Raw genomic sequence first — 24,533 nt, 5'->3', positions numbered from 1 at the left:
GATGCCGCGCATTATAGCGCAAACCTGTACGTTCGCGTACAGGTTTGCCGGGCATGCGAGGTGCTGAGGTGCGGAGTGCTGATGAAAGAGGGCGCGATGATAGACTGAAAGCCTCGCGGCGCCGGCCATCGGCGCTGCCCGAACGTGACGAAAGCAGAAACGAATGAAAAAACGATTCTCGATGATCCGCGATTTCCACCTGGCCGACTGGTTCACGCTGGGTAATGCGGTGTGCGGCACGGGCGCGCTGTTCTCGTCGATGTCCTATCTCGACGATTCCGACGTGCTGCATATCTATCTCGCCTGCGCGCTCGTGTTCGCCGCGCTGGTCTTCGACGTGCTCGACGGCCGCATCGCGCGCTGGCGTCAGAAGGCATCGCTTCTCGGCAAGGAACTGGATTCGCTCGCCGACGTGATTTCGTTCGGTGTCGCGCCGGCGATCATCGGCTATGGATTCGGTATGCGCGGACTGTATGACCGCGTGGTGCTGGCGTACTTTGTCGCGTGCGGCGTGTCGCGTCTCGCGCGCTATAACGTGACGACCGAAGAGATGTCGGGCAGCGGCGGCAAGGTCACGCATTTCGAAGGCACGCCGATTCCCACGTCCTTCGTCATCGTGCTGCTGCTGACGGTCGGCGCGTGGTCCGGCGCGATCGGCGAAAGCATGTGGCTCGGCACCTGGCGCGTCGGCGGCTTCACGCTGCATCCGCTCGTGCTGATCTACGCGATCTCCGGATCGCTGATGATCAGCCGCATCCGCATTCCTAAGCCATGACTTCCTGAGCCATGTCATGCGGCGTGCTCTCCGGCGGCGCCGCATCGAACGCGTTCTTCAGCGACGTCGACAGACAATCCACGAAAGTCCGGATCTTCGCATCGACATGCTGGCGCGACGGATAGACCGCGTACACATTTGCGCCCAGCAGCGGATAGTCCGGAAAAAGACGCACGAGCCGGCCGGCCTTGATGTCGTCGGCGACGAAGTAATGCGGCATCGCGCAAACGCCCGCTCCCGCCAGCAGCGCGACGCGGATCGCCGCAGCGTCGTTGACCACGATTTGATCGATGCTGCCGGTCATGCCGGATGCGAGTTCCGCGTGCCAGTCGCACGGATGCGCGAACGGCGCGTTGATGCGCGTGAGCGCGTGCATCGGCAGATCGGAGACGGATTCCACCGCATGGCGTCGCAGATACGCGGGCGCGGCGACCAGCACGCGCTGAAAGCGCCCAACGATCCGGTACGCGTTGCCCGAATCGGGCAGCGAGGCCGCCGACAGCACCGAAACATCGAACTGTTCCTGCACGAGATCCGGCATGCCCGGCGAGAGCTTCAGTTCGACCGTCACTTGCGGATGCGCGCGCCGGTATTCGACGATCGTCGACATCAACTGAGTGAGGCCCAGATCGGGCATCGCGTGCACGCGCAGCAGGCCGCGCGGGATCGTGGCGGCATCGCTCGCTTCGGCGTCGGCGGCATCGATTTCGGCGAGGATCGTCTTGCACTTGCGGTAGTAGCGCTCGCCGCTGTCGGTGAGCGACACGCGGCGCGTCGTGCGCTGCAACAGCCGCGTGCGCAGGCCGTCTTCGAGCGAGACGACCGCCCGCGACACGATGCCCACGCTGCAATCCATGTCTTTCGCGACGCCGCTGAAACTGCCGGTTTCGGCGACGCGCGAGAACACGCGCATGCTGAAGAGCTTGTCCATATCCGCTTCGCCTCCCGATTTCATCGTGTCATCGATGCAATCAAGATACGTTCGCGAAACGCTTCACGCCATCAGCCGTGGATACAGGCCGACTATCCTTGCGTATAGGTTCGGGCCGAGTGACGGCGGCCGATCAGGATGAAATGCGCCAGCGCGACGAGCGGAAACACCGTGGCGACGGTCGCGACGAGCGTCCAGCCGCCGCGCTCGTACAGCGGGCTCGCCAGCGCCGAGCCGAACGCGCCGCCCACGAAGATGCTCGTCATGTACACGGCGTTCAGCCGGTTGCGGCTCGCGGCATGCAGCGCGTAGATCTCGCGCTGACCGAGCACCATGTTCATCTGCACGGCGAAATCGAGCACGACACCCGTCACCACGAGCGCGCCGACGCCCCACGCCGGATGCAGCACGACCGGCAGATACGCGAGCGCCGCGAGGATCAGCGCGATGAACGTCGCGCGCACGGTATGGCCCGCGTCCGCGAGACGCCCGGCGATCGGCGCGGATGTCGCACCCGTCGCACCGATGAGCGCGAAGATGCCGATGGCCGTCTGCGAGAGTCCGTAATGGCGCGTCAGCTCGACGGGAATGCCGGTCCAGAAGAGGCTGAACGACGCGAACATCAGCCCTTGATACAGCGAGCGATGACGCAGCACCGGCATCGTGCGCACGAGGTGGCCGAGCGAGCCGATCAATTCGAAGTACGTCGCCTGATGGCTCGGCTGGCGGCGCGGAATCGTGAGCGCCAGCACGGTCGTGATGCCGATCATCAGCACGGCGGCGACGCCGAACATCGCGCGCCAGCCGAAGTGGCCCGCGACGAGGCTCGATATCGGACGCGACAGCAGAATGCCGAGCAACAGTCCGCTCATGATCGTGCCGACCACCTTGCCGCGCGATTCGTCCGGCGCGAGATGCGCCGCGAGCGGAATCAGGATCTGCACCGCCACCGACGAAAAACCGATCAGAAGCGAGATCACGAGAAACCAGCCGGGTGTGTGCGTGAACGTGGCGGCGGTGAGGCTCGCGATCGACACGAGCGCGGTCGCGATCATGAGCTTGCGGTTTTCGAGCAGATCGCCGAGCGGCACGATGAAAAACAGGCCGAGCGCGTAGCCGATCTGCGTGAGCGACACGATCAGGCTCGCCGTGCCGCCCGCCATGTGCAGATCGGGCGCGATGAGCTCGATGATCGGCTGCGCGTAGTACAGGTTCGCGACGATCGCGCCGCAGCAGAACGCGAAAAGCGCGATCAGTCCGCGCGTGAGCTCGACGTGCTTGCCGCCGTCGAGCGCGGTCGATGTTGGAGTCGACATGTGGTTTTCCCGGAGTGGCAGAACGGGACTATACGGTTTTGGCGCGCAACGCGCTCGACACGCCCGTGCGCGCTGCTTTGTCGGACGAATGCGGGAATGAAAGCGAACGCTTCAAACCTATACGTACATATGATTTCGCGGCAATCGCCGCGTGCGTAAGATGAGTTCCATCCAAGCGGTGGACCAGTCCCATGCCCGCCGAAATTCACGCACGGTCCAGGACAACGCCCTTGCAATCGCCTTCCAGAGTCTCCGTGATCGACGATGACGAATCCGTCCGCGTCGCCTCCTCCAGCCTGTTGCGCTCGCTCGGCTGGGAGGTCAGCCTGTATCCGTCGGCGGAGTCGTTTCTCGACGCCGATCCGCTCGACGGCCTCGCGTGCATCATCACCGATCTCAACATGCCCGGCATGTCCGGCCTGCAACTGCAACAGCGTCTGCACGAACTGAAGCCGGACGTGCCGGTCATGTTCATCACCGCGTTCGCATCGGACGCCGCACGCCGTCAGGCGCTCGACGGCGGCGCGGTGTGTTTTCTCAGCAAGCCCGTCGATGGAACCGCCGTCGCCGATTGCCTGGAACGCATCAGGCAAGGCTTTTGGAAGGATTAGAATTCATTGCGTCATCCGGCCGGCGCGCGCGGGCCGCGATTTTTCCAACGAACGCCTTTTCGAACGCTCAATGACCATGCCGCTTGCTTCGTTCGTCGTTCGTTTCCATTCGCCGGCGTCCGTCCGGCCGTGATGGAGACATTCCAGAGCGCGCCGCGCGCGGTGCGTCACGATGTGCGCATCGTGTGGATGCTCGCGGCGGCCATCGCGCTCGTCGTGTTCCTGATCGATGCGCTCACGCCGCTCGATATCGCCATCGCGGTGCTGTATGTGATCGTCGTGCTGCTCGTCGCGTCGACCGGCAATCGCACCGCGACCATCACGACGGCGTGGGGCTGCGTGGTGCTCACGCTCATCGGCTTCATTCTCTCGCACGACGAAAACGTGTCGGGCGGGGCGCTCGCGCGCTGTGCCGTGAGCCTGCTCGCGATCGGCACGACCGGGATCCTCTCGCTGCGCAATCAGTCCACGACGACCAAGATGCAGGAGCAGCTCGAACTGCTCAATCTCGCGCACGATGCGATCGTCGCGCACGACATGAACGACCGCATCACGTTCTGGAACCGCGGCGCCGAAGCGCTCTACGGCTATTCGGCGCAAGAGGCGATCGGCCAGCCGATTCATCGCATGACGCAGTCGAACTCGCCCGTGCCGCACGCGCAGATTCGAACGGAACTGTTGCGCTCGGGGCGCTGGGACGGCGAGATCACGCGCGTGCGGCACGACGGCGGCGAGATCGTGATCGCGAGCCGCGCCGCATTGCTGCGCGACGCGAACGGCCTGCCGCGCGCCGTGCTCGCGACGAGCAACGACATCACGCAGCGCAAGCGCATGGAAGCGGAATTGCAGCGCCAGCGCGACGCGCTCAAGCGCAGCGAGGCGTTCCTGCTCGACGCGCAGCGCCTCTCGCGCACCGGCAGCATCGCGACGCGCCTGCCCGCCGGCACGATGTGGTGGTCCGACGAGGCGTACCGCATCTTCGATTACCCGCGCGATGTCGAGCCGTCCATCGACGCGATTCTGGCGCGCACGCATCCCGACGACATCGGCATCGTGCGCGGCGCGCATGAATCGGCGATCGGCGGCGCGTGCGACATCGACGTGGAGCATCGGCTTTCGTTGCCGGACGGCTCGGTGAAGCATGTGCATTTCGTCGCGCATCGCGCATCGACGGAAGCCGACGGCGACGAATACGTCGGCGCGCTGATGGACGTCACCGACACCAAGCTCGCGCAGGAAGCGCTCGCGCGCTCGACCGCCGAGCTGGCGCACGTGACGCGCGTCACGATGCTGGGCGAACTCGCGGCATCCATCGCGCATGAAGTTACGCAGCCGATGGCCGCGATCGTCACGAACGGCGACGCCGGCTTGCGCTGGCTCAACCGCGCGCAGCCGGAAATCGCGGAAGCGCAGCAATCCATCTCGCAGATGATTCGCGACGCCAAGCGCGCGAGCGAGGTCATCGCACGTATTCGCGCGATGGCGCGAAAGCGCGACAGCCAGCCCGCGACGCTCGATGTGAACGAGATCGTCGGCGAGACCATCGAACTCGTGCGGCGCGAGCTCGGACGTCATCGCGTGGATGTGCGCACGGAACTCGCGACGCCGTCGCCCATCGTGCAGTGCGATCGCGTGCAGTTGCAGCAGGTGCTTATCAACCTGTTCATGAACGCCGCGCAGGCGATGTCCGGCGTGAGCGGGCCGCGCGTGTTGCGCATCGCGACGGGCGAGAGCCAGAGCGACGAAGGCTACGCGCAGATCACCGTGCAGGATTCCGGCACGGGCATCAGCGTGGACAACGCGCGCCGTCTTTTCGACGCGTTCTTCACGACGAAGGCCGAAGGCATGGGCATGGGCTTGTCGATTTGCCGTTCGATCATCGAGGCGCACGGCGGCAGGATATGGGCGGAATCGCCCGATGAAGGCGGCGCGCGCTTGCGCTTCGTGCTGCCCGAAAACCAGGGGGCAGACGATGAGCATTGACAAGGACGCGGACACGAAGACGAACGCCGCGATGGTCTACGTGGTCGACGACGACGAATCGATGCGCGACGCGCTGCGCTCGCTGCTGCGTTCCGTCGACCTGAACGTGACGACGTTCGCGTCCGCGCACGAATTCCTTGCGTACGACATGCCGGAGGTGCCCAGTTGCCTGATCCTCGACGTGCGTCTGAAAGGGCAAAGCGGCCTCGCCGTGCAGGAGCAGATGGCCGCGAGTCAGTTGGGCTTGCCGATCGTCTTCATGACGGCGCACGGCGACATCGCGATGACCGTGAAAGCGATGAAGGCGGGCGCCAGGGATTTTCTCGCGAAGCCGTTCCGCGATCAGGACATGCTCGATGCCGTCGCGCAGGCGCTGGAGGCCGACGAGGAACGGCGCGCGGCGAGCCGCTCCGTCGCGGATTTGCGGCGCTCGTACGAATCGCTGACGCCGCGTGAGCGCGAGGTGATGGCGTTCGTCGTGTCGGGCCTGATGAACAAGCAGATCGCGGCGGAAATGAATCTGAGCGAGATCACGGTGAAGATTCATCGCGGCCAGGCGATGAAGAAGATGGCGGCGCGTTCGCTCGCCGATCTCGTGCTGAAGGCGGAGGCGCTCGGCGTGAAGATGCCGCAGGGCGCATCGACGCCGTCGCGCGCGCAGCGGCCGTAGGGCGGGTTTATCGGTGCGGCGTTCTGACGGACGATGCCGCTTCTTCGTCGAGCGCGATCCGCTCCAGCGGCAGCTCGGTGTCGTAACCCGCGCGATGGAGCGCGCTCCAGTCATGCGGCGCGCTCACCGAATACCACGTTCCGAACGCCAGCACGGCGGCGCAACCCGATAACAACACGCGTGTCGATGTATCGCCCATGATGCGCTCCCAGTGCGTGACCATGACGTCAGCTTAGAGAAGCGCACGCGCGCCGACCATTCTACGAACGGCTCGGCGCGCTCATACCAACGTGTGATGCGCTACCACGCGCGGCCGCGCTCGCCCAGTGCGGCGACGGCCTGCTCGTCGTTCATGAGCGCGTCGCCATCGCGATCGGAAAACCGATAGCTGCCGCGCTCTTCCGATTTCGCTTCGTAGAGCGCCGCGTCGGCGCGCTTCAACGCGCTCTCGAACACTTCGCCCGGATGCGCGAGCGCGATGCCGACGCTCACGCCCACGCGCACCGTCTGTCCGCACGCGAGCGTGTAGGGCGCGGACAGTTCGCGGATGATCTTGCGCGCGAACACGGCGTTCGACGCATCCGCGATGTACGTCGCGACGATCGCGAATTCGTCGCCGCCGAGACGCGCGGCCAGTTCGCCGCGGCGCATCGCGTTGCGCAGGCGGTCGGCGACGAGCTTCAGCAAATCGTCGCCCGCGTTGTGGCCGTGCGTGTCGTTGACGCGCTTGAAGCCGTCGAGATCGACATACATCACCATCACTTTTTCGCGGCCGGCGCCGCCCGCCATCAGACGCCCGGCGTGATCGCCGAGATAGCGCCGGTTCGGCAGGCCCGTGAGCGAATCGTGATGCGCCCAGTGCAGAATCTTCGCCTCGGCCTTGCGGCGCTCCGTCACGTCCTCGATGATGATCACCGCGCTGCCGTCCGGCACCGGGTTGCGGCTCAGTTCGAGATGCCGGCCGTCACGCAGCGGCAGATCGAGCGGCAGATTGCCCGCCTCGAGCCATTGCGCGCAACGCTCGGAGAACTGCGCACGCAGCGTCTCGCCGAACTTCGACAGCCCGACATAGCCGATGAATTCCGGCAAGGACACGTTCAGCCGCAGCGTTTCGACGGTCGCGCCGAACAGCTCCGCCGCCTTGCGATTCGCGATCACCACCTTGCCCGACGCATCGACGGTGCAGAGACCGTGCGGCATGTGAGCGAGCGCCGCGTCGAAGCGTGCGGCGATTTCGGCGTGACCTTGCTCGGCGGTCATCAGCGCGACGAGGCCGCGATAGTGGCGCTGCACGACTGCGCACATCGCGCCGATATAGAGAAAGAGCGGCGGCACGAGAATCCAGTAGCCCGCCGGCCCGAACAGCCCGCCGACGCCGATCGGCAGTGCGCCGAGGCACACCTGCGCGATCGCCAGATGCGGCGTGCCCGCGTTGCGCGACGCGATGCCGCCGAGGAGGCCCGCCGTCACCATGATCGCGAGCGACGCGAGCACGGCATCGCCGGAAATCACGCAGGCCATCGTGCCGAGGCCGGACATGAGACACGTCAGGAGCGCGAACGGCGCGTAGCGCTCGGCCCACGGTCCGGGATGCGGCGCGCTCGGACGGCTCAGCGCGCGATAGCGGCACACGATCGAGAGACGCACGGCGAGCAGGAGCAGGTCGGCGGCGACCCAGAGCATTGCCCAGAGCGCCTGCTGACGCCCGAGCGCGATCATCGCGACGAACGCGCTGGAAATGCCGGACAGCAGGAGCGGGTGCAGGTCCTCGACGAGCGTCGACAGCAACGATGCGCGAATCGCGGCCGTGATGCGCCCGTTCTCTGTCGCCGGCGTGGCCAGAATCGAATCGATCAAGGACGGATTGCCTGACATACGGAAGACCGGGGCCAGCGAGAGGACGAAAACACGGCGACGGCGATGCCGTCACCGCCGGTACTCGTGTATACGGCCGCGGCTGCCCATACTTTAGGCACGACCCTGATTCCGTTTAGGCCGGTCGCTGACGATTATTCTCTCCGAGCGCATTCTGACTTTCCTCCGCGCCGAATTATGCTTTTCCGCCGACATAGTAATCTTGCGCTCACAGCGTTCAGCCAGACGCCGGCGCGCGGGTTTTGCCTCATCGAAAGCTTTCGATTCAGGGGCGATCATGAAGAGATGTCCTGCGCGCGACCCGGCGCGGACGTCGTCGGCGAAGAACGAAAAAGCAGTATCGTCGTAAAGATGGCCACAGAAACCGTCGTGCGAACATAAATGGAGACGTCATGGACACGAACTCTCTCTCGGGTGCAAACGGCGAGTCGCACGCCGAGCACCGGAAGCAGACGAAGAAAGCCACCGCGAGCGGCTGGATAGGCTCCGCGCTCGAGTACTACGACTTTTTCATCTACGCGCAGGCCGCTGCGCTCATCTTTCCGCAGCTTTTCTTTCCATCGGGCAATCCGAAAGTGGCGATCGTCGCGTCGCTCGCGACCTACGGCGTCGGCTATGTCGCGCGGCCGATCGGCGCGTTCGTGCTCGGCCATCTTGGCGACACGCACGGCCGCAAGAACGTGCTCGTGCTGTGCATGTTCCTGATGGGCTTTTCGACGATGGCCGTCGGCCTGTTGCCGACCTATCACAGCGTCGGCATGCTCGCGCCGGCGCTGCTCGTGATCCTGCGGCTGGTGCAGGGTTTCGCGGTCGCGGGCGAAATCTCGGGCGCCAGTTCGATGATTCTCGAACACTCGCCATTCGGACGGCGCGGCTACTTCGCGAGCTTCACGTTGCAAGGCGTGCAGGCCGGACAGATTCTCGCCGCCGCCGTGTTCCTGCCGCTCGCGTACTACATGCCCGAGGATTCGTTCAACTCGTGGGGCTGGCGCATTCCGTTCCTGCTTTCGGCGTTCGTGCTGGTCGCGGGCTACATCATCCGCCGCGAAGTGCATGAGACGCCCGCGTTCGAGAAGGAAGGCGAGAGGGGCGCCGTGCCGCGCTCGCCGATCGTCGATGCCTTCAAGTACAACCTCGGCGACATGTTCCGCGTCGTCTGCATGGCGCTGATGAACGTGATCCCCGTGGTCGCGACGATCTTCGGCGCGGCGTACGCGGTGCAGGCCGCCTACGGCGTCGGTTTTCACAAGAGCGTGTATCTGTGGATTCCGGTCGTCGGCAACATACTCGCCGTGGTCGTGATTCCGCTCGTCGGCAATCTCTCCGACAAGATCGGGCGCAAGCCGCCGATCATCGTCGGGGCGATTGCGTCGGGGCTGCTGTCCTATCTGTATCTCTACGCGATCAGCATTCATAGCGTCGGCATGGCGATCGTCGCGTCGCTGCTGATGTGGGGCGTCGTCTATCAGGGCTATAACGCGATCTTCCCGAGCTTCTATCCCGAGCTCTTTCCGACGCGCACGCGCGTGTCCGCGATGGCGATCTCGCAGAACGTCGGCACGACGATCACCGCGCTCCTGCCCGCGCTCTTCGCGACCGTCGCGCCGCCGGGATCGACGAACATTCCGCTCACGATCGGCTCGATCACGCTCGCCGTCACGATCATCTCCGCCATCGCCGCGTGGAGCGCGCGGGAGACGTATCGCATTCCGCTCAGCCAGCTCGGCGAGCAGGACGCGCGGCCGGTCGAGAAGTCCGAGTACGAGCGCCTGCGCGCGGAATCGGTCGCGAACGCCCGCGCTTCCTAGGCTTCATCTTCCCCTTTGTTGTCCTCACGGCGGCGCGTGGTCCGCGCCGTCCGCGTGCCTTCGCGCGCGCACTTTTTATCGATCTGGTGAATTCAAGTGAACACTGACTCAGGCAAGACACGTATCGCGGTGGCGGGCGCGGGCTATATCGGCCAGGCGCACATGGGCGTCGCGCAGGCGAGTGCGACATGCACGCTTTCCGCCATCGTCGATCCCGCGCCGGCGGCGACGGCCATCGCGGAGAAAGCGGGCGTGCCGCTCTACAGGACGCTCGACGAACTGCTCGCGAAGGATCGCCCGGACGGCATCGTGCTCGCGACGCCGAACCAGTTGCATGTGGAGCACGCGCGCATCTGTCTCGCGGCGCGCGTGCCGATGCTGCTGGAAAAGCCGATCGCGCCGACCGTCGAGGAAGCGCAGGCGCTCGTCGACGAAACCGAACGTTCGGGCGTCAAGGTGCTGATCGGCCATCATCGCGCGCATAGCCCGATCATGGCGCGCGCGAAGCAGGTGATCGATGAAGGACGGCTCGGCAAGCTCGTCGCGGTGATGGGCAGCGCGGTGTTCTTCAAGCCCGACGAGTATTACGCGAGCGCGCCGTGGCGGCGCGAACCGGGCGGCGGCCCGATCCTGCTCAACATGATCCACGAAGTGCATAACCTGCGCATGTTGTGCGGCGATATCGTCGCGGTGCAGGCGTTCGCTTCGCATGCGACGCGCGGCTTTCCCGTCGAGGACACTGTCGCGATCAATCTGCGCTTCGCGAGCGGCGCGCTCGGCACGTTCATGCTCTCCGACACGGCCGCGTCCCCGCGCAGCTGGGAGCAGACCTCGCAGGAGAACAAGGCGTACTCGACTTATCCCGACGAAGACTGCTACGTGATCGCGGGCACCTTCGGCTCGCTTTCCGTCCCGACGATGCGGCTCAAGTCCTACGGCCGCGCGGAAGACCGCTCATGGTGGAAGCCGTTCGAGGAAAGCATCGTGCCGATGCAGCGCGACGATCCGCTCGCGCATCAGATGGAACATTTCGGGCGCGTGGCGCGCGGCGAGGCCGAGCCTATTGTCAGCGCGCGCGACGGGCTGCAGAATCTGCGGATCACCGAGGCCATCGTGCTCGCCGCCACGAGCGGCAAGATCGTCGAGACCGCCTGAATCTTTTCAATTCCCCATCCCGTTCAAGGAAATCACATGGCAAAGATCCTGACGCTGCACGGCGTCAACCTCAACATGTTCGGCAAGCGCGACCCGAAGCAGTACGGCACGGCGACGCTCGCGCAAATCGACGAGCAAATGGCCGCGCTGGGCAAGGAGCTGGGCGTGGAGGTGGAGTGCTACCAGACGAATATCGAAGGCGAGATGTGCTCGCGGATTCATCGCGCGTTCGAGGAAAAGATCGATGCGATCGTGATCAACGCCGGCGCGTGGACGCATTACAGCTATGCGATCCGCGATGCGCTCGCCATTCTGACGGCGCCGGTCATCGAAGTGCATATGTCGCACGTTCACGCGCGGGAAGAGTTCCGCCACAAATCGGTATTCGCGGAAATCGCCAAGGGGCAGATTTCGGGCTTCGGCGTGGATAGCTATCTGCTGGGCTTGCGCGCGGCGGTCGCTGCGATCAACGCGGGCAAGTAAAGCGGAACGGGCACTGCGTTGTTTTCCGGCGAGGCGTTTGAGAGTCTCGCCGGTAGCACCGGGTCAGACCGAACGACCGAAATCCTTTGATGCATGCCGCACCGGTTCGTGGTCGCGCTGCACGCGCAACGGTTCCGGATTGCGCTGCGCCGCGCCGCGGATGAACAGCACCGCGCAGACCGCGCAAATGCCCCAGACCGCGGCGATGATCGTCAAGTAGCTCATTTCCTTCTCCCCGATGCTCCGGGCGCGGGCGGCTCGTGCCGTCACCGCTGCCCGCCTTCCGTTAGCCCTGTTGGTCCGTTACGCCTGCGACGCGGGCAGCGCCAGCAAACGTCCGATCAGCTCTTGCGCGAGCGCATGCTGCTCGGTGATGGTCTCGGCATCGTCGGCGGTGGCATCGCGCTCGCCGCGCAGCTTGCCCGCGAGGCGCATGATGTTGTCCGACGCCGACTGCAGCGCTTGCAGCAATTCAGCTTGCGTCGCTGCTGCGCCGACCTGCGATCCTTCGATGAAACACTCTGCCGTGCGATGCGGCCTGGCGTTTCCTTCCATCGTCTGATACATGGCGACCCCGTTTGTGAGTGGATGATGCGATTCTCCCGCCGACGCGCCCTTGTCAATCCTCCGAACAACACCTGATTCCAGCCTCAAATCGATTGTTGTGCGGTTCTGAAGATCGGACGCGTACTGCGGTAGGTCCGCCCATCAAGGCTTCTCGGGTCGCCGGGCGGTAAAATCGCAGATCCGTGCACAGATAATCGGCCTTTTTTGCAGCGCCCTGTGGGGTCGTCCGCACGAAAAAACAACAGTTTTCATTTCAAGAGACGCGTCAAAAGTCGGACGAAACGACCCGGTCGATCGTTCGGTCATACGAAAGCGGTAATTTTTGCGGTTCAGGCAGGCATCGACATGGTTTCAGGCAGGACGAACGACGCACCCCAACACGAAACACTCAAGCGCGGACTCAAGAGCCGCCATATCCAGCTGATCGCGCTCGGCGGCGCGATCGGCACCGGGCTATTTCTCGGCGTCGCGCAGACGATCAAGCTCGCCGGGCCGTCCGTGCTGCTCGGCTACGCGATCGCGGGTCTGATGGCGTTTTTCATCATGCGTCAGCTCGGCGAGATGATCGTCGACGAGCCGGTCGCAGGCTCCTTCAGCCATTTCGCCGACAAGTACTGGGGCCACGCCGCCGGGTTCATCTCGGGCTGGAACTACTGGGCCATTTACATCCTGGTGAGCATGGCGGAGCTATCGGCCATCGGCATCTACATGCAGTACTGGTGGCCGGGGTTGCCGACGTGGATATCGGCGCTGGGGTGCTTCGTCATCGTCAATGCGATCAACCTGACGAGCGTGAAGTCCTACGGCGAGACGGAGTTCTGGTTCGCGATCGTGAAGGTGGCGGCGATCGTCGGGATGATCCTGTTCGGCGGCTATCTGCTCGCGTCGGGCAAGGCCGGGCCGGAGGCGAGCGTCACCAACCTGTGGCGGCTCGGCGGCTTCTTTCCGAACGGCGTGCACGGGCTGGTGATGTCGATGGCCGTGATCATGTTCTCGTTCGGCGGGCTGGAACTCGTCGGCATCACGGCGGCGGAGGCGGAAGATCCGTCGCGCAGCATTCCGCGTGCGACCAATCAGGTCATCTATCGCATTCTGATTTTCTATGTCGGCGCGCTCGGCGTGCTGCTGGCGCTTTATCCGTGGGACAAGGTCGCGACCGGCGGCAGCCCGTTCGTGCTGATCTTCCGCGAGATGAACAGCACGCTCGTCGCCAACGTGCTCAACGTGATCGTGCTGACGGCCGCGCTGTCCGTGTACAACAGCGGCGTGTATGCGAATAGCCGCATGCTCTACGGTCTCGCACAACAGGGAAACGCGCCGCGCGCGCTCCTGCGTGTCAGCAGGCGCGGCATTCCGCTCGCGGCGCTGGCCGTGTCGGCGACCGTCACGGCGGCCTGCGTCGTCATCAACTACGTGATTCCGGGACGCGCGTTCGGCCTTCTGATGGGCCTCGCGGTGTCGGCGCTCGTCATCAACTGGGCGATGATCAGCATCATCCACGTGATGTTCCGCCGGCAGAAAAGCGCGAGCAACGAAACAACATCGTTTCCGAGCTTCGGCCATCCGTTCACGAACTACATCGTGCTCGCGTTTCTCGTGGGCATCGTGTGGGTCATGTACGAGATTCCGGACCTGCGCCTGTCCGTCTACCTGATCCCCGTCTGGTTGGCCGTTCTCGGAATCGGCTACTATCTCAAAAAAAGGGGCGCTGACGCGAAGCGCGCCAACCGCCTGCAATCCCGCTGATCTCTCGTCCTGACTCTCGTCCTGATACCGACACCATGTTCGAACATATCGATGCCTACCCCGGCGATCCCATCCTGTCGCTGAACGAAAATTTCCAGAAGGACCCGCGCACCAACAAGGTCAACCTGAGCATCGGCATTTACTTCGACGACGAAGGCCGCCTGCCCGTGATGCAGGCGGTGCGCGAAGCGGAACTGTCGATCCTGAAGGAACTCGGCCCGAAGCCGTATTTGCCGATGGCCGGTTTCGCGCATTATCGCGACGCGGTGCAGTCGCTCGTGTTCGGCAACGACAGCCCGTCGCGCGCGGACGGCCGTATCGCGAGCGTGCAGACGCTCGGCGGCTCGGGGGCGCTCAAGGTCGGCGCGGACTTCATCAAGCGCTATTTCCCGCAATCGAAAGTGTGGGTGAGCGACCCGACGTGGGAGAACCATCGCTTCATCTTCGAGCGCGCCGGCTTCGAGGTGAACACGTACCCTTATTACGACGAAGCCACCGGCGGCCTGCGCTTCGACGCGATGCTCGAAGCCATCGACAAATTGCCCGCGAAAAGCGTCGTTCTGCTGCACGCGTGCTGCCATAACCCGACGGGCGTCGACCTCGACCAGTCGCAATGGCTGAAGATCATCGACGTGCTGCAAAAGCGCGATCTGCTGCCGTTCGTCGATATGGCATACCAGGGCTTCGGCGCAGGTCTGGACGACGACGCGTTCGCCGTGCGCGAACTCGCGCGCCGTGGCGTGCCGGCGTTCATCGCGAATTCGTTCTCGAAGAATTTCTCGCTGTATGGCGAGCGTTGCGGCGGTCTGCACGTGATCAGCGACGACGCCGCCGAAGCCGACCGCGTGCTCGGCCAGTTGACGAGCGCGGTGCGCGCGAACTACAGCAATCCGCCGACGCACGGCGCGAAGATCGTCACGCATGTGCTGAATACGCCTGAGCTTAAGCGCTCGTGGGAACAGGAACTCGCGTCGATGTGCCAGCGCATCGCGCGCATGCGTCAGGCGATCCACGACGGCCTGAAGGATCACGTGCGCGGCGAAATGCTCACGCGCTACATCAAGCAGCGCGGCATGTTCACGTACACGGGTCTCGTCGCGGATCAAGCGGATCGGCTCAAGGAGGAGTTCGGCGTGTATATCCTGCGCTCGGGCCGCATGTGCGTCGCGGGTCTGAACGACAGCAACGTGCAGACCGTCGCCGATGCGATCGGCAAGGTGCTCGCCGCAAAATAATCGTTACAGCGCGGGACAGGACAGCACTTTCTGCGGCGGCAGGCTGCCCGGTCCCGTATCGACCTTCGTGCCGCGCGGCGGCGTCAGGATGAGCCGCGCGCTCGTCGCGCTTTCATTCGCGAGCACGTACAGGTCGCCGCTTCCCTCGGGCTGCCAGTACACGCGATACACCTCGCCGTCCTTGTAGACGTGCAGCGCGCCGTGCCGCACGGCGCCGCCCCGCCAGAAATTCACGCTTTCTCCTTCGCGCAGCGCGATCATGCCGTCCTGCCCGTTCGTCGCGCTTTCGAGCGTGCCGCAGACGGCATCGTCGGCGTGCGCGTGCGTGCACGCGACCAGCGCCGCGAGCGCGCCGGCGCGAATCGTGTTGGATGCGCGTTTCATCATCGATCGACTCCTTGCTTAAAAATGGCGCGTGCGCCGTCCCGCGCTCGTCGCAAGATATGCGCCGACGTTCCTCCGCGCGTGTGCTACTTTGAATGGAGACAGGCTTCGATCATGGAGGGTCTCATGACTGTGATCGCACCGGACGAAAGAACGGAATTCCTCGCGATTCTCGCGCGCCATCGGCTCGATGAAAGCGATTTTCTCGTGCAGGAAGGCGGCGCGTCCGACATCGTGGACGATGTTTATCCGTTGCAGGGCGTCGTCACCATCACGCGACGTTCCACGCTCAAGGAACGCGAATATCGCATCGGACACGGCACGGAATGGACCGCGGCGTTCGAAAAGGATTTGAACAAAGGCGTGTTCGGCTGAACGGGCACGCCGCAGGCAGTTTTTTCACGCACTTTTTTGAAGCGGAGCACGCGATGAGACCGACTGAATTCAACTCGTTCAAAGCGCATGTCGCGATGCTGCTGCGCGATCTGCCGCGCGGCATGACCGCCGATCTCACCGACGTCGCCGTCGCGTACTGGAACGGCACGCAAGTGGTCGGCGCGTACCTGCGCGACAACGGCCGCATCGACGAGGATTTCGATTTCGACGAAAACGCGTGGGGAAACTGGGGCGACGAATTCCTGATGTGGATGGATGCACCGCGTTTCTCCGAACGCGCCGATCTGAAGGCGGCGTTCGTCTCCGGCGTGATGCCGGCGAATGCGTGCGGCGGACTCTGGCCGCGGCCGCGCTGATCCGCAGGCGCGCACGCGCCTTTTCCAGGGCAAGTCTTCTGTAAGCACGCGTCGCACGCGTCCTCTCCCGCCGAACGGCACAGCGTTTGCTCCTACCCACGACGCGACAGCGTCCGAACCACGACCGCGCATCGGCCGTGTTCCGCCATTCATCGTCACGGAGGGTTTCAGCATGGCTGGCAACGGAAGACTTCATCCGCTCACGTTCTTCACGGCCGTCGTGTTCATCGTCATCGGCGCGTTGCTGGCGGCGGGCGGTGCGTATCTCGTCACGTTGAAAGGATCGTGGTACTACGCGATCGCGGGCGGGGCCATCGTTCTGACCGGGCTTTTGCTGCTGATACGGCGGCGCTCCGCGCTGCTGCTCTTCGCGCTCGTGCTTTTCGGCTCGACGGTCTGGGCCGTGTTCGAAGTGCATTTCGACTTCTGGCAACTGATGCCGCGCCTGTGGATCTGGCTGCTGCTCGGGATCTGGCTGCTGATTCCGTTCGTGCATCGCGGCGCGCTGTTCGGTCCGCCTTCGACCGCGCGCGCAGCGCGCACGCCGCTCGCCGCTGCGATCGTGCTCGCGCTTTTGCTCGGCATCGGCACGTATTTCATCGATCCGCACGACCGGCCGGGACGCATCGACGTGAATGTGGCCGCCGACGCGAATCAGGCCGATGCCAACGCCGCGACCGGCCGCGCGCCGGGTGACTGGATCGACTATGGCGGCTCGCCGCTCGCGCAGCGTTACGCGCCGCTCGCGCAGATCACGCCGGAGAACGCGCATCAGTTGAAAGTGGCGTGGACGTACCGCACCGGCGACATGCCCGGCCCCGACGATCCGACCGAGACCACCGACGAGAACACGCCGCTCAAGGTCGGCGACACGATCTTCCTGTGTACGCCGCACAGCAAAGTGATCGCGCTCGACGCGGCGAGCGGCAAGGAAAAGTGGCGCTTCGATCCGCAGATTCAAAGTCCGATCGGCTTCAAGCATTGGGAGCATATGACTTGCCGCGGCGTCGCTTATTACGATACGGCGATGCATCCGATGCCCGCCGAAGCCGCGACGGCTTCCGCGCCGGTCGAGGCGAGCGCGCCGGTCGCGTCATCGGACACCGAGGCGCAGGCCGCTTCCGGGCCCGTGGCCGCATCGGAGCCCGCCGCGCCGGTGCAGACGCCCGCGCAAACCACGGCGCTCGCCGAATGCCCGCGCCGTCTCTTCCTTCCGACCGCCGACGCCCGCCTGATCGCGCTCGACGCGGAAACCGGCAAACCCTGCGCGAGTTTCGGCAAGGGAGGCGCGATCGATCTGCGCGCCAACATCGGCCCGTTCACGCCGGGCGGCTATTACTCGACGTCGCCGCCGGCCGTGTTCCGCAACCTCGTGATCGTCGGTGGCCACGTGACCGACAACGAATCGAACAACGAGCCGTCCGGCGTGATCCGCGCGTTCGACGTCAACGACGGTCATCTCGTCTGGAACTGGGATCCGGGCAATCCGGACGCCACCGAACCGATCGCGGCGGGCGGCACCTATGTGCGCAATTCGCCGAACATGTGGTCGATGTTCAGCGTCGACGAGAAGCGCGGCATGATCTATCTGCCGATGGGCAATCAGACGCCCGATCAGTGGGGCGGCGAGCGCACGCCGCAGGCCGAGAAGTACGCGGCGGGCCTCGTGGCGCTCGACGCCGCGACGGGCAAGGTGCGCTGGAACTACCAGTTCACGCATCACGATCTGTGGGACATGGATGTCGGCGGGCAGCCGACGCTCGTCGACCTGCAAACGGCGCAGGGCATGCAGCCGGCGGTGATCGCATCGACGAAGCAGGGCAGCATCTACGTGCTGAATCGCGAAACCGGGCAGCCGATCGTGCCGATCAGCGAAGTGGCGGTGCCGCAGGGCGCGGCGAAGGGCGACCACAGCGCACCGACGCAGGCGGTCTCCGCGCTCAACTTCAATCCGCCGCACGTGAAGGAAGCGGACATGTGGGGCACGACGCCGTTCGATCAGCTCTGGTGCCGCATCAAGTTCAGGAGTCTGCGCTACGACGGGCCGTTCACGCCGCCATCGGAGCAGGGAACGCTCGTGTTTCCGGGCAATTTCGGCGTGTTCGACTGGGGCGGGATTTCGGTCGATCCGGTGCGGCAGATTCTCATCGCGAATCCGGATTACATGGCGTTCACGTCGAAACTGATTCCGCGCGAGAAGCTCCAGGAAGGCGCGACGAGCACGAGCGAGACGAGCGGCATCAAGCAGGCGCGCGGCACGCCGTTTGCCTATGAGATCAGTGCGTTTCTGTCGCCGCTCGGGATTCCGTGTCAGGCGCCGCCGTGGGGTTACATGGCGGGCGTCGATCTGCGCACGAACAAGATCGCGTGGATGCACAAGAACGGCACGATCATCGACAGCGCGCCGCTGCCGATTCCGATGCCGCTCGGTGTGCCGAGCCTCGGCGGGACGATCGTGACGGCGGGCGGCGTCGCGTTCCTGACGGGCACGCTCGACCGGTACGTCCGCGCCTACGACGTGCGCGACGGGAAGAAGCTGTGGGAAGCGCGCCTGCCGGCTGGCGGTCAGGCGACGCCGATGAGCTATGCCGATGCGAGCGGCAAGCAGTATCTGCTCGTGACGGCGGGCGGTCACGGTTCGCTCGGCACGAAGGCAGGCGACTACGTGATCGCCTACACGCTGCAATGAGCGATGAAGAAGGCGCGGGAATATTCTCCCGCGCCTGCGCGTTACGAACGACGGTAGGCTTCGGCCATCAGCGCGCTGACCTTGGCGCGTGCGACGAGCGCATCGCGCATGGCGGCGCGGAGCTTGGCGGCGATGAAGGAAACGAGGGCGATCGGGGTAGCGGCGATGATTCCCATGGTGGACTCCGTACTAGGGTTACTAACTAGGTAATAACCCTAGGTTAGCACATTGTGACGCATTGCAACAAATTCTTTGCGCGTGAAGTGGATCGCCGTGGCGTTGTGTCTCACCGTAGAGGAGCATGCAGATGAATACGCGGTTCCTGACTTTGGCCGCCGCAGCCGGCGTTGCGCTCGCTGTAGCGATCGTCGGTGCATGCAGCGGCGGCGGTTCCAGCGGCGATACCACGGCTGCGGCAACCGGCGGCAGCGCGCCTGCTGCGGCGTCGAGTCCTTCCGGCGCGTCCAGTCCGTCGGGCGCATCGGCGCCTGCTGCCGCGTCTCCGATGGACGTCGCTACCTGGCACAACGACATCGCCCGCACTGGGCAACAACTCGCGGAAACCGTCCTCACGCCCGCGAACGTCAATTCGGCCAGCTTCGGCAAGCTGGCGACCTTCCCCGTCGACGGCGCCGTCGATGCCCAGCCGCTCTTTCTCGCGGGCGTCCCGATTGCGGGCGGCACGCACAACGTCGTGTATGTCGCGACGGAGAACGCCAGCGTGTACGCCTTCGACGCCGACACTGGCAGCGTGCTCTGGAAAGTCTCGACGCTCGGCAACGGCGAGTCGCCCAGCGACGACCACAAGTGCACGCAGATCACGCCGACCATCGGCGTCACGGCGACGCCGGTCATCGACCGTTCGCGCGGACCGAATGGCGCGATGTATGTCGTCGGCATGTCGAAGGACGCGTCGGGCGGCTATCACCAGCGCATCCACGCGCTCGACATCGCGACAGGCGCCGAACTCTTCAACGGCCCGACCGAAATCCGCGCGACGTATCCCGGCAACGGCGCGGGCAGCCAGAACGGCACGCTCACATTCGATCCGGGCCAGTACGCGGAGCGCGCGTCGTTGCTCCTGCTCAACGGCGTCGTGTACACCTCGTGGACCTCGCACTGCGACTTCATGCCGTACACAGGTTGGGTCATGGGCTACGACGCGAACACGCTGCAACAGGCGAGCGTGCTGAACGTCACGCCGAACGGCCAGATGGGCTCGATCTGGATGAGCGGCGCGGGCCTCGCATCGGACGGCGAAGCGATCTTTTTCCTCGACGCGAATGGCACCTTCGACCCGACGCAAAACGCGCAGGAAATGCCGATCAACGGCAATTTCGGCAACGGTTTTTTAAGGCTGAACACGTCGCCACTCAGGGTGCAGGATTATTTCGAGCCCTCGAACACGGTGCAGGAATCGAATCAGGACGAGGATCTGGGCTCGGGCGGCGCGATGGTTCTGCCCGATTTCGCCGATGCGAGCGGCACGGTCCGCCATCTCGCGATCGGCGCGGGCAAGAACGCGACCATCTACGTCGTGAACCGTCTTTCGATGGGCAAGTTCGATTCGAACGCGGATCACATCTACCAGGAACTCGTCGGCCAGATTCGCGGGCCGATGTTCGGCGCACCCGCATATTTCAACAACTCGGTCTATTTCGGCGCGGTCGGCGACAGCATCAGGGCTTTCTCGGTGACGAACGCCGTGCTTTCGGGAACGCCGACGAGCCAGACATCGAACGCGTTCGCCTTTCCCGGCGCGACGCCGAGCATTTCCGCGAACGGCACGGCCAACGGCATCCTGTGGGTTGCGCAGAACGGCACGACGGGCGCCCTGCGCGCGTACGACGCGACCAATCTCGGCCGCCAGCTCTACAGCAGCAACGATGCGGGCGCGCGCGACCAGTTCGGTCAGGGCAACAAGTTCATCACGCCGATGATCGCGAACGGCAAGGTGTATGTCGGCACGAAAAACGCTGTCGCCGTGTTCGGGTTATTGCCGAAATAAGGAGAGATCGCGCACCGGAATCACGATGCGTTATATTCTTGTAGATATAACGGACTGCATCGGGTTACGGGGCATCATGGCGACTCCATCTATCGACGCACCGGGCCGCGAAGTGGCCGACGGCGGCTACGGCGCGACCATCATCACCGTGAAGGCGGCGCGCGACCACGAGCGGGCCGAATCGATACGCGATCTCGTCGATGCGCATCGGCGTTTGCAGGGCAGCGTGCTGCGTTTTCTTTCGCTCTTCGACGACGCACGCACGAGCGTCGCCCGTGACGCGCGCGAGCCCCTCGAAGCGCTCGTCGGCATGCTGGAGAAAAAGGCGCGCGCCGCGGGATTCGCGCGCATGCGCGAGTTGTGCGCGGCAGCGCAAGAGGCGCGGGTCGCGGCGCGGCAGCGCGAATGGCTTTTCTTCGATTCGTTTGGCACGGATGTGCCCGCACTGCGCGCCGCGGCGAGCGCGCTGGAGCGGCTGGACGCGACGCTCGTCGGATTGTGCGTGGAGCATGTCCTGCGCGCGAACGCGTTGCCGGGCGCGAAGACGCGAATCCGGCGCGGCTAGACCGGGGGATTGACTCTCGGCGGCACGGCGTCGAGTTGCCGGAACACGCTGAGCCAGTCTTCGAGATGCCAGGTTTTCGACACGAGTCCGTCGCGCAGTTCGTGAAACGAATGAATGGCGAAGCGGATCGGCTTCTCGGTCGCGGCGATGCCCAGCAACGGCCCGGATTGCGTGCCGCTCACTTCGGCGCGCACGCCTACGCGATCGTCCTGAACGAGCATGTCGAGAATCTCGATGTGCATGTCGGGCAGCGCGTTGGCGAGATCTTCGAAGATGGGGATCATCTGATCCGGACCGGGCTTCTGTCCAGGCGGCTCGGGAATGTACTGCCAGTCGGGCGTGACGGCCTGCCGCAAGAGCGCGACATCCTTCGTGGAAAACGCGCGATAGAGACGCTCGACCGTTTCGCGCGCGGCCGATTGAGTCAGGTGAGCTGCCGGCATGGTGCCTCCTTCACGGTGCTGTCTGCACGAGGTGGGAACGGCGGCATTGCCCGCTCACTGTACCTCAACGCATCCCATAAACGCAGGAACGGTCATTAAGCCGTGTTAAGCTTTCGTTTCTTCGCTGGGGAGTAGCCGGCCTTTCCGCAATGGAAAGGCGCTCATGTCAACACGCTCGGTCGTTCGGACCGTGGCATGAGCAACCATCACAGGTTGGCAAGACCATCGACAGAATTCGCGACCGGTCGGGCGCGCGTTCTGTCGTTCCATCTTGCCCGACCAGAGCGCTACCCGATGAATCTCGCTTCCACAATATTCCTTGCCTTCGCCATGTCCACCGACGCATTCGCCGCCGCGGTCGGCAAGGGCGCAACCCTGCACAAGCCGCGCATCGCGGAAGCGTTGAAGACCGGCGTGATCTTCGGCGTGATCGAGGCGCTGACGCCGCTCGTCGGCTGGGCGCTCGGCAAGGCGGCGGCGCAGTACGTGACGGCCTGGGATCACTGGATCGCGTTCGGCCTGCTGTTCGTGCTCGGCGCGCGCATGATCCGCGAAGGCTTCAGCGAAGCGCCCCACGACGAGGAAAAGCCCAACTCGCATTCGTTCTGGGTGCTTGCGCTCACCGGTTTTGCGACGAGCATCGACGCGATGGCGGTCGGCGCGGGCCTCGCGTTCATCGATGTCGATATCTTCTCGACCGCCGCGACCATCGGCTTCGCGACCATGCTGATGGTGACGATCGGCGTGATGGTCGGGCGGCTCGTCGGCGCGACGATCGGCAAGCGGGCGGAAATCGTCGGCGGGCTGATTCTGATCGGCGTCGGCAGCGTCATTCTGGCCGAGCATCTCGGCTATCTGAGCTGAGCCTGCGCGCCTTGTCGCCGCGCGGCGTGAAGACGGCGAGCGCGGCGGCGACGATGAAAAGCGCGGGCACATCGCCCGCCAGATGACCGAGATGACCCGCGCCGCCGAACGATTGCACGGCCATGATCGCGCCATGCACGACGCTCGACCAGACCGTGAACCAGATGAGGCTCAGATGCCGCATCGGCGCGCGCGACGCGATCAGCAGGAACACGCCGAGCGTCGCATAGATGCCGACGATCATCAGCGCATATTCGGAGCGGCCCTCGTGGGCGCTTTCCCACGCCCATCCCGAAGGCCAGAGCAGCATCAGCGGAAAGACGCCGAACAACGCGATCAGCCCGACGATGACGAGCACGATGCGCAGACAAGCGAGACGGCGGGCGTCGTTCATGGCGAAATCCTCGGCGGCGCGAAACATGAGCGCACGATACCGCGAAGTGCGCCCGGACGGCGTTGCGGTCGGCAGATGTATTCACCAAAAAACGGCGTAAATAAAATAACAACGACTGCCATTTGGCCGATACGATTCATCTATTCACTGCCTTCGAACTTTTGTCCAGCACGTCATGCCACGTCCGATTTCCGCGCGCATTCATCTCGACGCCGTTCGTCAGAACCTCCAACTCGTCAAACGCCTGGCGCCGTCGTCGCGCGTCTGGTCTGTGATCAAGGCGAATGCCTACGGTCACGGCATCGAGCGCATCTATCCGGCGCTCGCGGAAGCGGACGGCATCGCGCTGCTCGATCTCGACGAAGCCGTGCGCGTGCGCGAACTCGGCTGGGAAAAGCCGATCCTGCTGCTCGAAGGCATTTTCGAGCCCGCGGACGTCGAGACGGCAGATCGTCATCGCCTCACGGTGACGGTGCATTGCGACGAGCAACTCGCGTTGCTGAAAACGTCGCGGCCGCGCGAGCGCATCGACATCCAGTTGAAGATGAATTCGGGCATGAACCGGCTCGGCTTTCGGCCGGGCGAGTTCGAGGCCGCGTGGGAACGTGCGTCGGGCATCGAGGCGGTCGGCTCGATCGGCCTGATGAGCCACTTCGCCAACGCGGACGATGGCGCGATCGACTGGCAAACCGACGAATTCGATGTCGCCACGCGCAATCTTCCCGGCACGCGCTCGCTGTCGAATTCGGCGGCGGTGCTGTGGCATCCGCGCGCGCATCGCGATTGGGTGCGGCCCGGCACGATCCTCTACGGCGCATCGCCGACGGGCCGCGCGCGCGACATCGAAGGCTTCGCATTGCGCGCGGCGATGACGCTCGAAAGCCGCATCATCGGCGTGCAGACGCTCGCGCCGAACGAGACGATCGGCTATGGCCGCACTTTCACGGCGGATCGCGCGATGCGAATCGGCGTAGTGGCATGCGGCTACGCGGACGGCTATCCGCGTCACGCGCCGACCGGCACGCCCGTGATGATCGACGGCGTGCGCACGCGCATCGTCGGACGCGTGTCGATGGACATGCTTACCGTCGATCTGACGCCGTGCCCGGCGGCGGGCATCGGCTCGTCGGTGGAGCTGTGGGGCGAACACGTCAGGGTGGACGAAGTGGCCGAGCCGTCCGGCACGATCGGCTACGAGCTGGTATGCGCGCTCGCGCGGCGCGTGCCGGTGAGCATCGACGCCGGCGTGACGAACGAGCCGGAAGCACATTCCGCTTGA

The 24,533-nt window shown here is 64.6% G+C and carries 26 protein-coding genes and 1 riboswitch; of the genes, 16 read left to right on the top strand and 10 right to left on the bottom strand.

Features of this window, described 5'->3' with window-relative positions; translation table 11 throughout:
- The first annotated feature begins 163 nt into the window (after positions 1–163).
- Complete coding sequence (gene pssA / locus PQR08_RS22085) at positions 164–775, top strand: CDP-diacylglycerol--serine O-phosphatidyltransferase (protein ID WP_238210680.1); 612 nt, start codon at positions 164–166, stop codon at positions 773–775.
- On the opposite strand, the gene PQR08_RS22080 is transcribed toward pssA, so the two are convergent.
- Positions 765–1,730 (bottom strand): LysR family transcriptional regulator, encoded by a 966-nt coding sequence (locus PQR08_RS22080; protein WP_408162306.1) that lies wholly within the window; start codon positions 1,728–1,730, stop codon positions 765–767. The genes pssA and PQR08_RS22080 overlap by 11 nt on opposite strands.
- A 68-nt stretch (positions 1,731–1,798) precedes the next feature.
- On the bottom strand, positions 1,799–3,022 hold the full coding sequence (locus PQR08_RS22075) for an MFS transporter (protein WP_250485789.1): 1,224 nt from the start codon (positions 3,020–3,022) through the stop codon (positions 1,799–1,801).
- A gap of 230 nt (positions 3,023–3,252) precedes the next feature.
- Between PQR08_RS22075 and PQR08_RS22070 the strand changes: the two genes are divergently transcribed.
- The 3 genes from PQR08_RS22070 to PQR08_RS22060 all read left to right on the top strand — a co-directional run bounded on the left by PQR08_RS22070 (position 3,253) and on the right by PQR08_RS22060 (position 6,286).
- Entirely contained in the window at positions 3,253–3,633 is a 381-nt protein-coding gene (locus PQR08_RS22070; RefSeq protein ID WP_222946744.1) for a response regulator transcription factor, read from the top strand.
- Positions 3,634–3,765: 132 nt separating this feature from the next.
- Positions 3,766–5,616 (top strand): PAS domain-containing sensor histidine kinase, encoded by a 1,851-nt coding sequence (locus tag PQR08_RS22065; protein WP_250485941.1) that lies wholly within the window; start codon positions 3,766–3,768, stop codon positions 5,614–5,616.
- A complete protein-coding gene (locus PQR08_RS22060) occupies positions 5,606–6,286 on the top strand; it encodes a response regulator transcription factor (protein WP_035502148.1) in 681 nt (226 codons plus the stop codon). The genes PQR08_RS22065 and PQR08_RS22060 overlap by 11 nt, the downstream gene beginning before the upstream one ends.
- Positions 6,287–6,293: 7 nt before the next feature.
- Here the strand turns inward: PQR08_RS22060 and PQR08_RS22055 are convergent, their stop codons facing one another.
- Entirely contained in the window at positions 6,294–6,509 is a 216-nt protein-coding gene (locus tag PQR08_RS22055; protein WP_187608437.1) for a hypothetical protein, read from the bottom strand.
- Positions 6,510–6,586: 77 nt separating this feature from the next.
- Entirely contained in the window at positions 6,587–8,161 is a 1,575-nt protein-coding gene (locus tag PQR08_RS22050; protein WP_250485790.1) for a sensor domain-containing diguanylate cyclase, read from the bottom strand.
- A 392-nt stretch (positions 8,162–8,553) separates the two neighbouring features.
- Here PQR08_RS22050 and PQR08_RS22045 point away from each other — a divergent pair, with 392 nt between their 5' ends.
- From PQR08_RS22045 to aroQ, 3 genes are all read left to right on the top strand, one after another.
- Positions 8,554–9,969, top strand: coding sequence for an MFS transporter (locus PQR08_RS22045; protein WP_187608433.1), 1,416 nt, complete (start codon positions 8,554–8,556; stop codon positions 9,967–9,969).
- A 96-nt stretch (positions 9,970–10,065) separates the two neighbouring features.
- Positions 10,066–11,124 carry a Gfo/Idh/MocA family protein gene (locus tag PQR08_RS22040; protein WP_313761195.1) on the top strand — a complete coding sequence of 353 codons (1,059 nt, stop codon included), beginning with the start codon at positions 10,066–10,068 and terminating at the stop codon, positions 11,122–11,124.
- A gap of 36 nt (positions 11,125–11,160) precedes the next feature.
- On the top strand, positions 11,161–11,607 hold the full coding sequence (aroQ, locus tag PQR08_RS22035; RefSeq protein WP_250485792.1) for a type II 3-dehydroquinate dehydratase: 447 nt from the start codon (positions 11,161–11,163) through the stop codon (positions 11,605–11,607).
- A gap of 63 nt (positions 11,608–11,670) precedes the next feature.
- Here aroQ and PQR08_RS22030 read toward each other — a convergent pair whose 3' ends face one another.
- Both PQR08_RS22030 and PQR08_RS22025 read right to left on the bottom strand, forming a co-directional pair.
- Positions 11,671–11,823 carry a hypothetical protein gene (locus PQR08_RS22030; protein WP_187608508.1) on the bottom strand — a complete coding sequence of 51 codons (153 nt, stop codon included), beginning with the start codon at positions 11,821–11,823 and terminating at the stop codon, positions 11,671–11,673.
- Between the two features lie 87 nt (positions 11,824–11,910).
- Positions 11,911–12,174 (bottom strand): hypothetical protein, encoded by a 264-nt coding sequence (locus tag PQR08_RS22025; protein ID WP_187608432.1) that lies wholly within the window; start codon positions 12,172–12,174, stop codon positions 11,911–11,913.
- Positions 12,175–12,519: 345 nt separating this feature from the next.
- On the opposite strand from PQR08_RS22025, the gene PQR08_RS22020 reads away from it, so the two are divergent.
- Both PQR08_RS22020 and PQR08_RS22015 read left to right on the top strand, forming a co-directional pair.
- Complete coding sequence (locus tag PQR08_RS22020; RefSeq protein ID WP_250485793.1) at positions 12,520–13,920, top strand: amino acid permease; 1,401 nt, start codon at positions 12,520–12,522, stop codon at positions 13,918–13,920.
- A gap of 35 nt (positions 13,921–13,955) precedes the next feature.
- Positions 13,956–15,155, top strand: coding sequence for an amino acid aminotransferase (locus tag PQR08_RS22015; RefSeq protein ID WP_187608430.1), 1,200 nt, complete (start codon positions 13,956–13,958; stop codon positions 15,153–15,155).
- Positions 15,156–15,158: 3 nt separating this feature from the next.
- Here the strand turns inward: PQR08_RS22015 and PQR08_RS22010 are convergent, their stop codons facing one another.
- On the bottom strand, positions 15,159–15,542 hold the full coding sequence (locus PQR08_RS22010; protein WP_238289746.1) for a hypothetical protein: 384 nt from the start codon (positions 15,540–15,542) through the stop codon (positions 15,159–15,161).
- A 123-nt stretch (positions 15,543–15,665) separates the two neighbouring features.
- Between PQR08_RS22010 and PQR08_RS22005 the strand changes: the two genes are divergently transcribed.
- The 3 genes from PQR08_RS22005 (at position 15,666) to PQR08_RS21995 (ending at position 18,980) form a co-directional block, all read left to right on the top strand.
- Positions 15,666–15,914 (top strand): hypothetical protein, encoded by a 249-nt coding sequence (locus tag PQR08_RS22005; RefSeq protein WP_035502286.1) that lies wholly within the window; start codon positions 15,666–15,668, stop codon positions 15,912–15,914.
- 53 nt (positions 15,915–15,967) lie between these two features.
- Entirely contained in the window at positions 15,968–16,291 is a 324-nt protein-coding gene (locus PQR08_RS22000) for a hypothetical protein (RefSeq protein WP_250485794.1), read from the top strand.
- Between the two features lie 172 nt (positions 16,292–16,463).
- Positions 16,464–18,980 (top strand): membrane-bound PQQ-dependent dehydrogenase, glucose/quinate/shikimate family, encoded by a 2,517-nt coding sequence (locus PQR08_RS21995; protein ID WP_250485795.1) that lies wholly within the window; start codon positions 16,464–16,466, stop codon positions 18,978–18,980.
- 41 nt (positions 18,981–19,021) lie between these two features.
- On the opposite strand, the gene PQR08_RS21990 is transcribed toward PQR08_RS21995, so the two are convergent.
- Positions 19,022–19,156: a hypothetical protein gene (locus PQR08_RS21990; RefSeq protein ID WP_284505905.1), complete on the bottom strand. Its 135-nt coding sequence runs from the start codon at positions 19,154–19,156 to the stop codon at positions 19,022–19,024.
- A 131-nt stretch (positions 19,157–19,287) separates the two neighbouring features.
- Here PQR08_RS21990 and PQR08_RS21985 point away from each other — a divergent pair, with 131 nt between their 5' ends.
- Complete coding sequence (locus tag PQR08_RS21985) at positions 19,288–20,988, top strand: outer membrane protein assembly factor BamB family protein (protein ID WP_250485796.1); 1,701 nt, start codon at positions 19,288–19,290, stop codon at positions 20,986–20,988.
- Between the two features lie 76 nt (positions 20,989–21,064).
- Positions 21,065–21,553, top strand: coding sequence for a hypothetical protein (locus PQR08_RS21980; protein WP_250485797.1), 489 nt, complete (start codon positions 21,065–21,067; stop codon positions 21,551–21,553).
- On the opposite strand, the gene PQR08_RS21975 is transcribed toward PQR08_RS21980, so the two are convergent.
- Positions 21,550–21,996: an ester cyclase gene (locus PQR08_RS21975; RefSeq protein ID WP_035502114.1), complete on the bottom strand. Its 447-nt coding sequence runs from the start codon at positions 21,994–21,996 to the stop codon at positions 21,550–21,552. The two genes, PQR08_RS21980 and PQR08_RS21975, sit on opposite strands and share 4 nt — an antisense overlap.
- 114 nt (positions 21,997–22,110) lie before the next feature.
- A riboswitch (yybP-ykoY riboswitch) is annotated at positions 22,111–22,282 on the top strand.
- Positions 22,283–22,290: 8 nt separating this feature from the next.
- Between PQR08_RS21975 and mntP the strand changes: the two genes are divergently transcribed.
- The gene (mntP, locus tag PQR08_RS21970) at positions 22,291–22,860 is read left to right on the top strand and encodes a manganese efflux pump MntP (RefSeq protein ID WP_187608424.1); all 570 of its coding nucleotides are present in this window, start codon (positions 22,291–22,293) and stop codon (positions 22,858–22,860) included.
- Here the strand turns inward: mntP and PQR08_RS21965 are convergent.
- Positions 22,826–23,254 (bottom strand): DUF6632 domain-containing protein, encoded by a 429-nt coding sequence (locus PQR08_RS21965; RefSeq protein WP_187608423.1) that lies wholly within the window; start codon positions 23,252–23,254, stop codon positions 22,826–22,828. The two genes, mntP and PQR08_RS21965, sit on opposite strands and share 35 nt — an antisense overlap.
- Positions 23,255–23,429: 175 nt before the next feature.
- Here PQR08_RS21965 and alr point away from each other — a divergent pair, with 175 nt between their 5' ends.
- Entirely contained in the window at positions 23,430–24,533 is a 1,104-nt protein-coding gene (alr, locus tag PQR08_RS21960; protein WP_250485798.1) for an alanine racemase, read from the top strand.

This window comes from Caballeronia jiangsuensis (assembly GCF_046030135.1).
Taxonomy (GTDB): domain Bacteria; phylum Pseudomonadota; class Gammaproteobacteria; order Burkholderiales; family Burkholderiaceae; genus Caballeronia; species Caballeronia jiangsuensis.
The sequence above is the reverse complement of the archived record's forward strand: the minus strand, read 5'-3'. Positions and strand labels throughout refer to the sequence as shown.

Bases quoted from the DNA above. Each gene is read 5' to 3' on its own strand.
- aroQ (WP_250485792.1), top strand. From the start codon at position 11,161: ATGGCAAAGATCCTGACGCTGCACGGCGTCAACCTCAACATGTTCGGC.
- PQR08_RS21965 (WP_187608423.1), bottom strand. From the start codon at position 23,254: ATGAACGACGCCCGCCGTCTCGCTTGTCTGCGCATCGTGCTCGTCATC.
- PQR08_RS22045 (WP_187608433.1), top strand. From the start codon at position 8,554: ATGGACACGAACTCTCTCTCGGGTGCAAACGGCGAGTCGCACGCCGAG.
- PQR08_RS22010 (WP_238289746.1), bottom strand. From the start codon at position 15,542: ATGATGAAACGCGCATCCAACACGATTCGCGCCGGCGCGCTCGCGGCG.
- PQR08_RS22025 (WP_187608432.1), bottom strand. From the start codon at position 12,174: ATGTATCAGACGATGGAAGGAAACGCCAGGCCGCATCGCACGGCAGAG.
- mntP (WP_187608424.1), top strand. From the start codon at position 22,291: ATGAATCTCGCTTCCACAATATTCCTTGCCTTCGCCATGTCCACCGAC.
- PQR08_RS21975 (WP_035502114.1), bottom strand. From the start codon at position 21,996: ATGCCGGCAGCTCACCTGACTCAATCGGCCGCGCGCGAAACGGTCGAG.
- PQR08_RS22080 (WP_408162306.1), bottom strand. From the start codon at position 1,730: ATGAAATCGGGAGGCGAAGCGGATATGGACAAGCTCTTCAGCATGCGC.
- PQR08_RS22075 (WP_250485789.1), bottom strand. From the start codon at position 3,022: ATGTCGACTCCAACATCGACCGCGCTCGACGGCGGCAAGCACGTCGAG.
- PQR08_RS21990 (WP_284505905.1), bottom strand. From the start codon at position 19,156: ATGGGAATCATCGCCGCTACCCCGATCGCCCTCGTTTCCTTCATCGCC.
- pssA (WP_238210680.1), top strand. From the start codon at position 164: ATGAAAAAACGATTCTCGATGATCCGCGATTTCCACCTGGCCGACTGG.
- PQR08_RS22060 (WP_035502148.1), top strand. From the start codon at position 5,606: ATGAGCATTGACAAGGACGCGGACACGAAGACGAACGCCGCGATGGTC.
- PQR08_RS22050 (WP_250485790.1), bottom strand. From the start codon at position 8,161: ATGTCAGGCAATCCGTCCTTGATCGATTCGATTCTGGCCACGCCGGCG.
- PQR08_RS21985 (WP_250485796.1), top strand. From the start codon at position 19,288: ATGAATACGCGGTTCCTGACTTTGGCCGCCGCAGCCGGCGTTGCGCTC.
- alr (WP_250485798.1), top strand. From the start codon at position 23,430: ATGCCACGTCCGATTTCCGCGCGCATTCATCTCGACGCCGTTCGTCAG.
- PQR08_RS22020 (WP_250485793.1), top strand. From the start codon at position 12,520: ATGGTTTCAGGCAGGACGAACGACGCACCCCAACACGAAACACTCAAG.
- PQR08_RS21980 (WP_250485797.1), top strand. From the start codon at position 21,065: ATGGCGACTCCATCTATCGACGCACCGGGCCGCGAAGTGGCCGACGGC.
- PQR08_RS22065 (WP_250485941.1), top strand. From the start codon at position 3,766: ATGGAGACATTCCAGAGCGCGCCGCGCGCGGTGCGTCACGATGTGCGC.
- PQR08_RS22015 (WP_187608430.1), top strand. From the start codon at position 13,956: ATGTTCGAACATATCGATGCCTACCCCGGCGATCCCATCCTGTCGCTG.
- PQR08_RS22005 (WP_035502286.1), top strand. From the start codon at position 15,666: ATGACTGTGATCGCACCGGACGAAAGAACGGAATTCCTCGCGATTCTC.
- PQR08_RS22000 (WP_250485794.1), top strand. From the start codon at position 15,968: ATGAGACCGACTGAATTCAACTCGTTCAAAGCGCATGTCGCGATGCTG.
- PQR08_RS22055 (WP_187608437.1), bottom strand. From the start codon at position 6,509: ATGGTCACGCACTGGGAGCGCATCATGGGCGATACATCGACACGCGTG.
- PQR08_RS21995 (WP_250485795.1), top strand. From the start codon at position 16,464: ATGGCTGGCAACGGAAGACTTCATCCGCTCACGTTCTTCACGGCCGTC.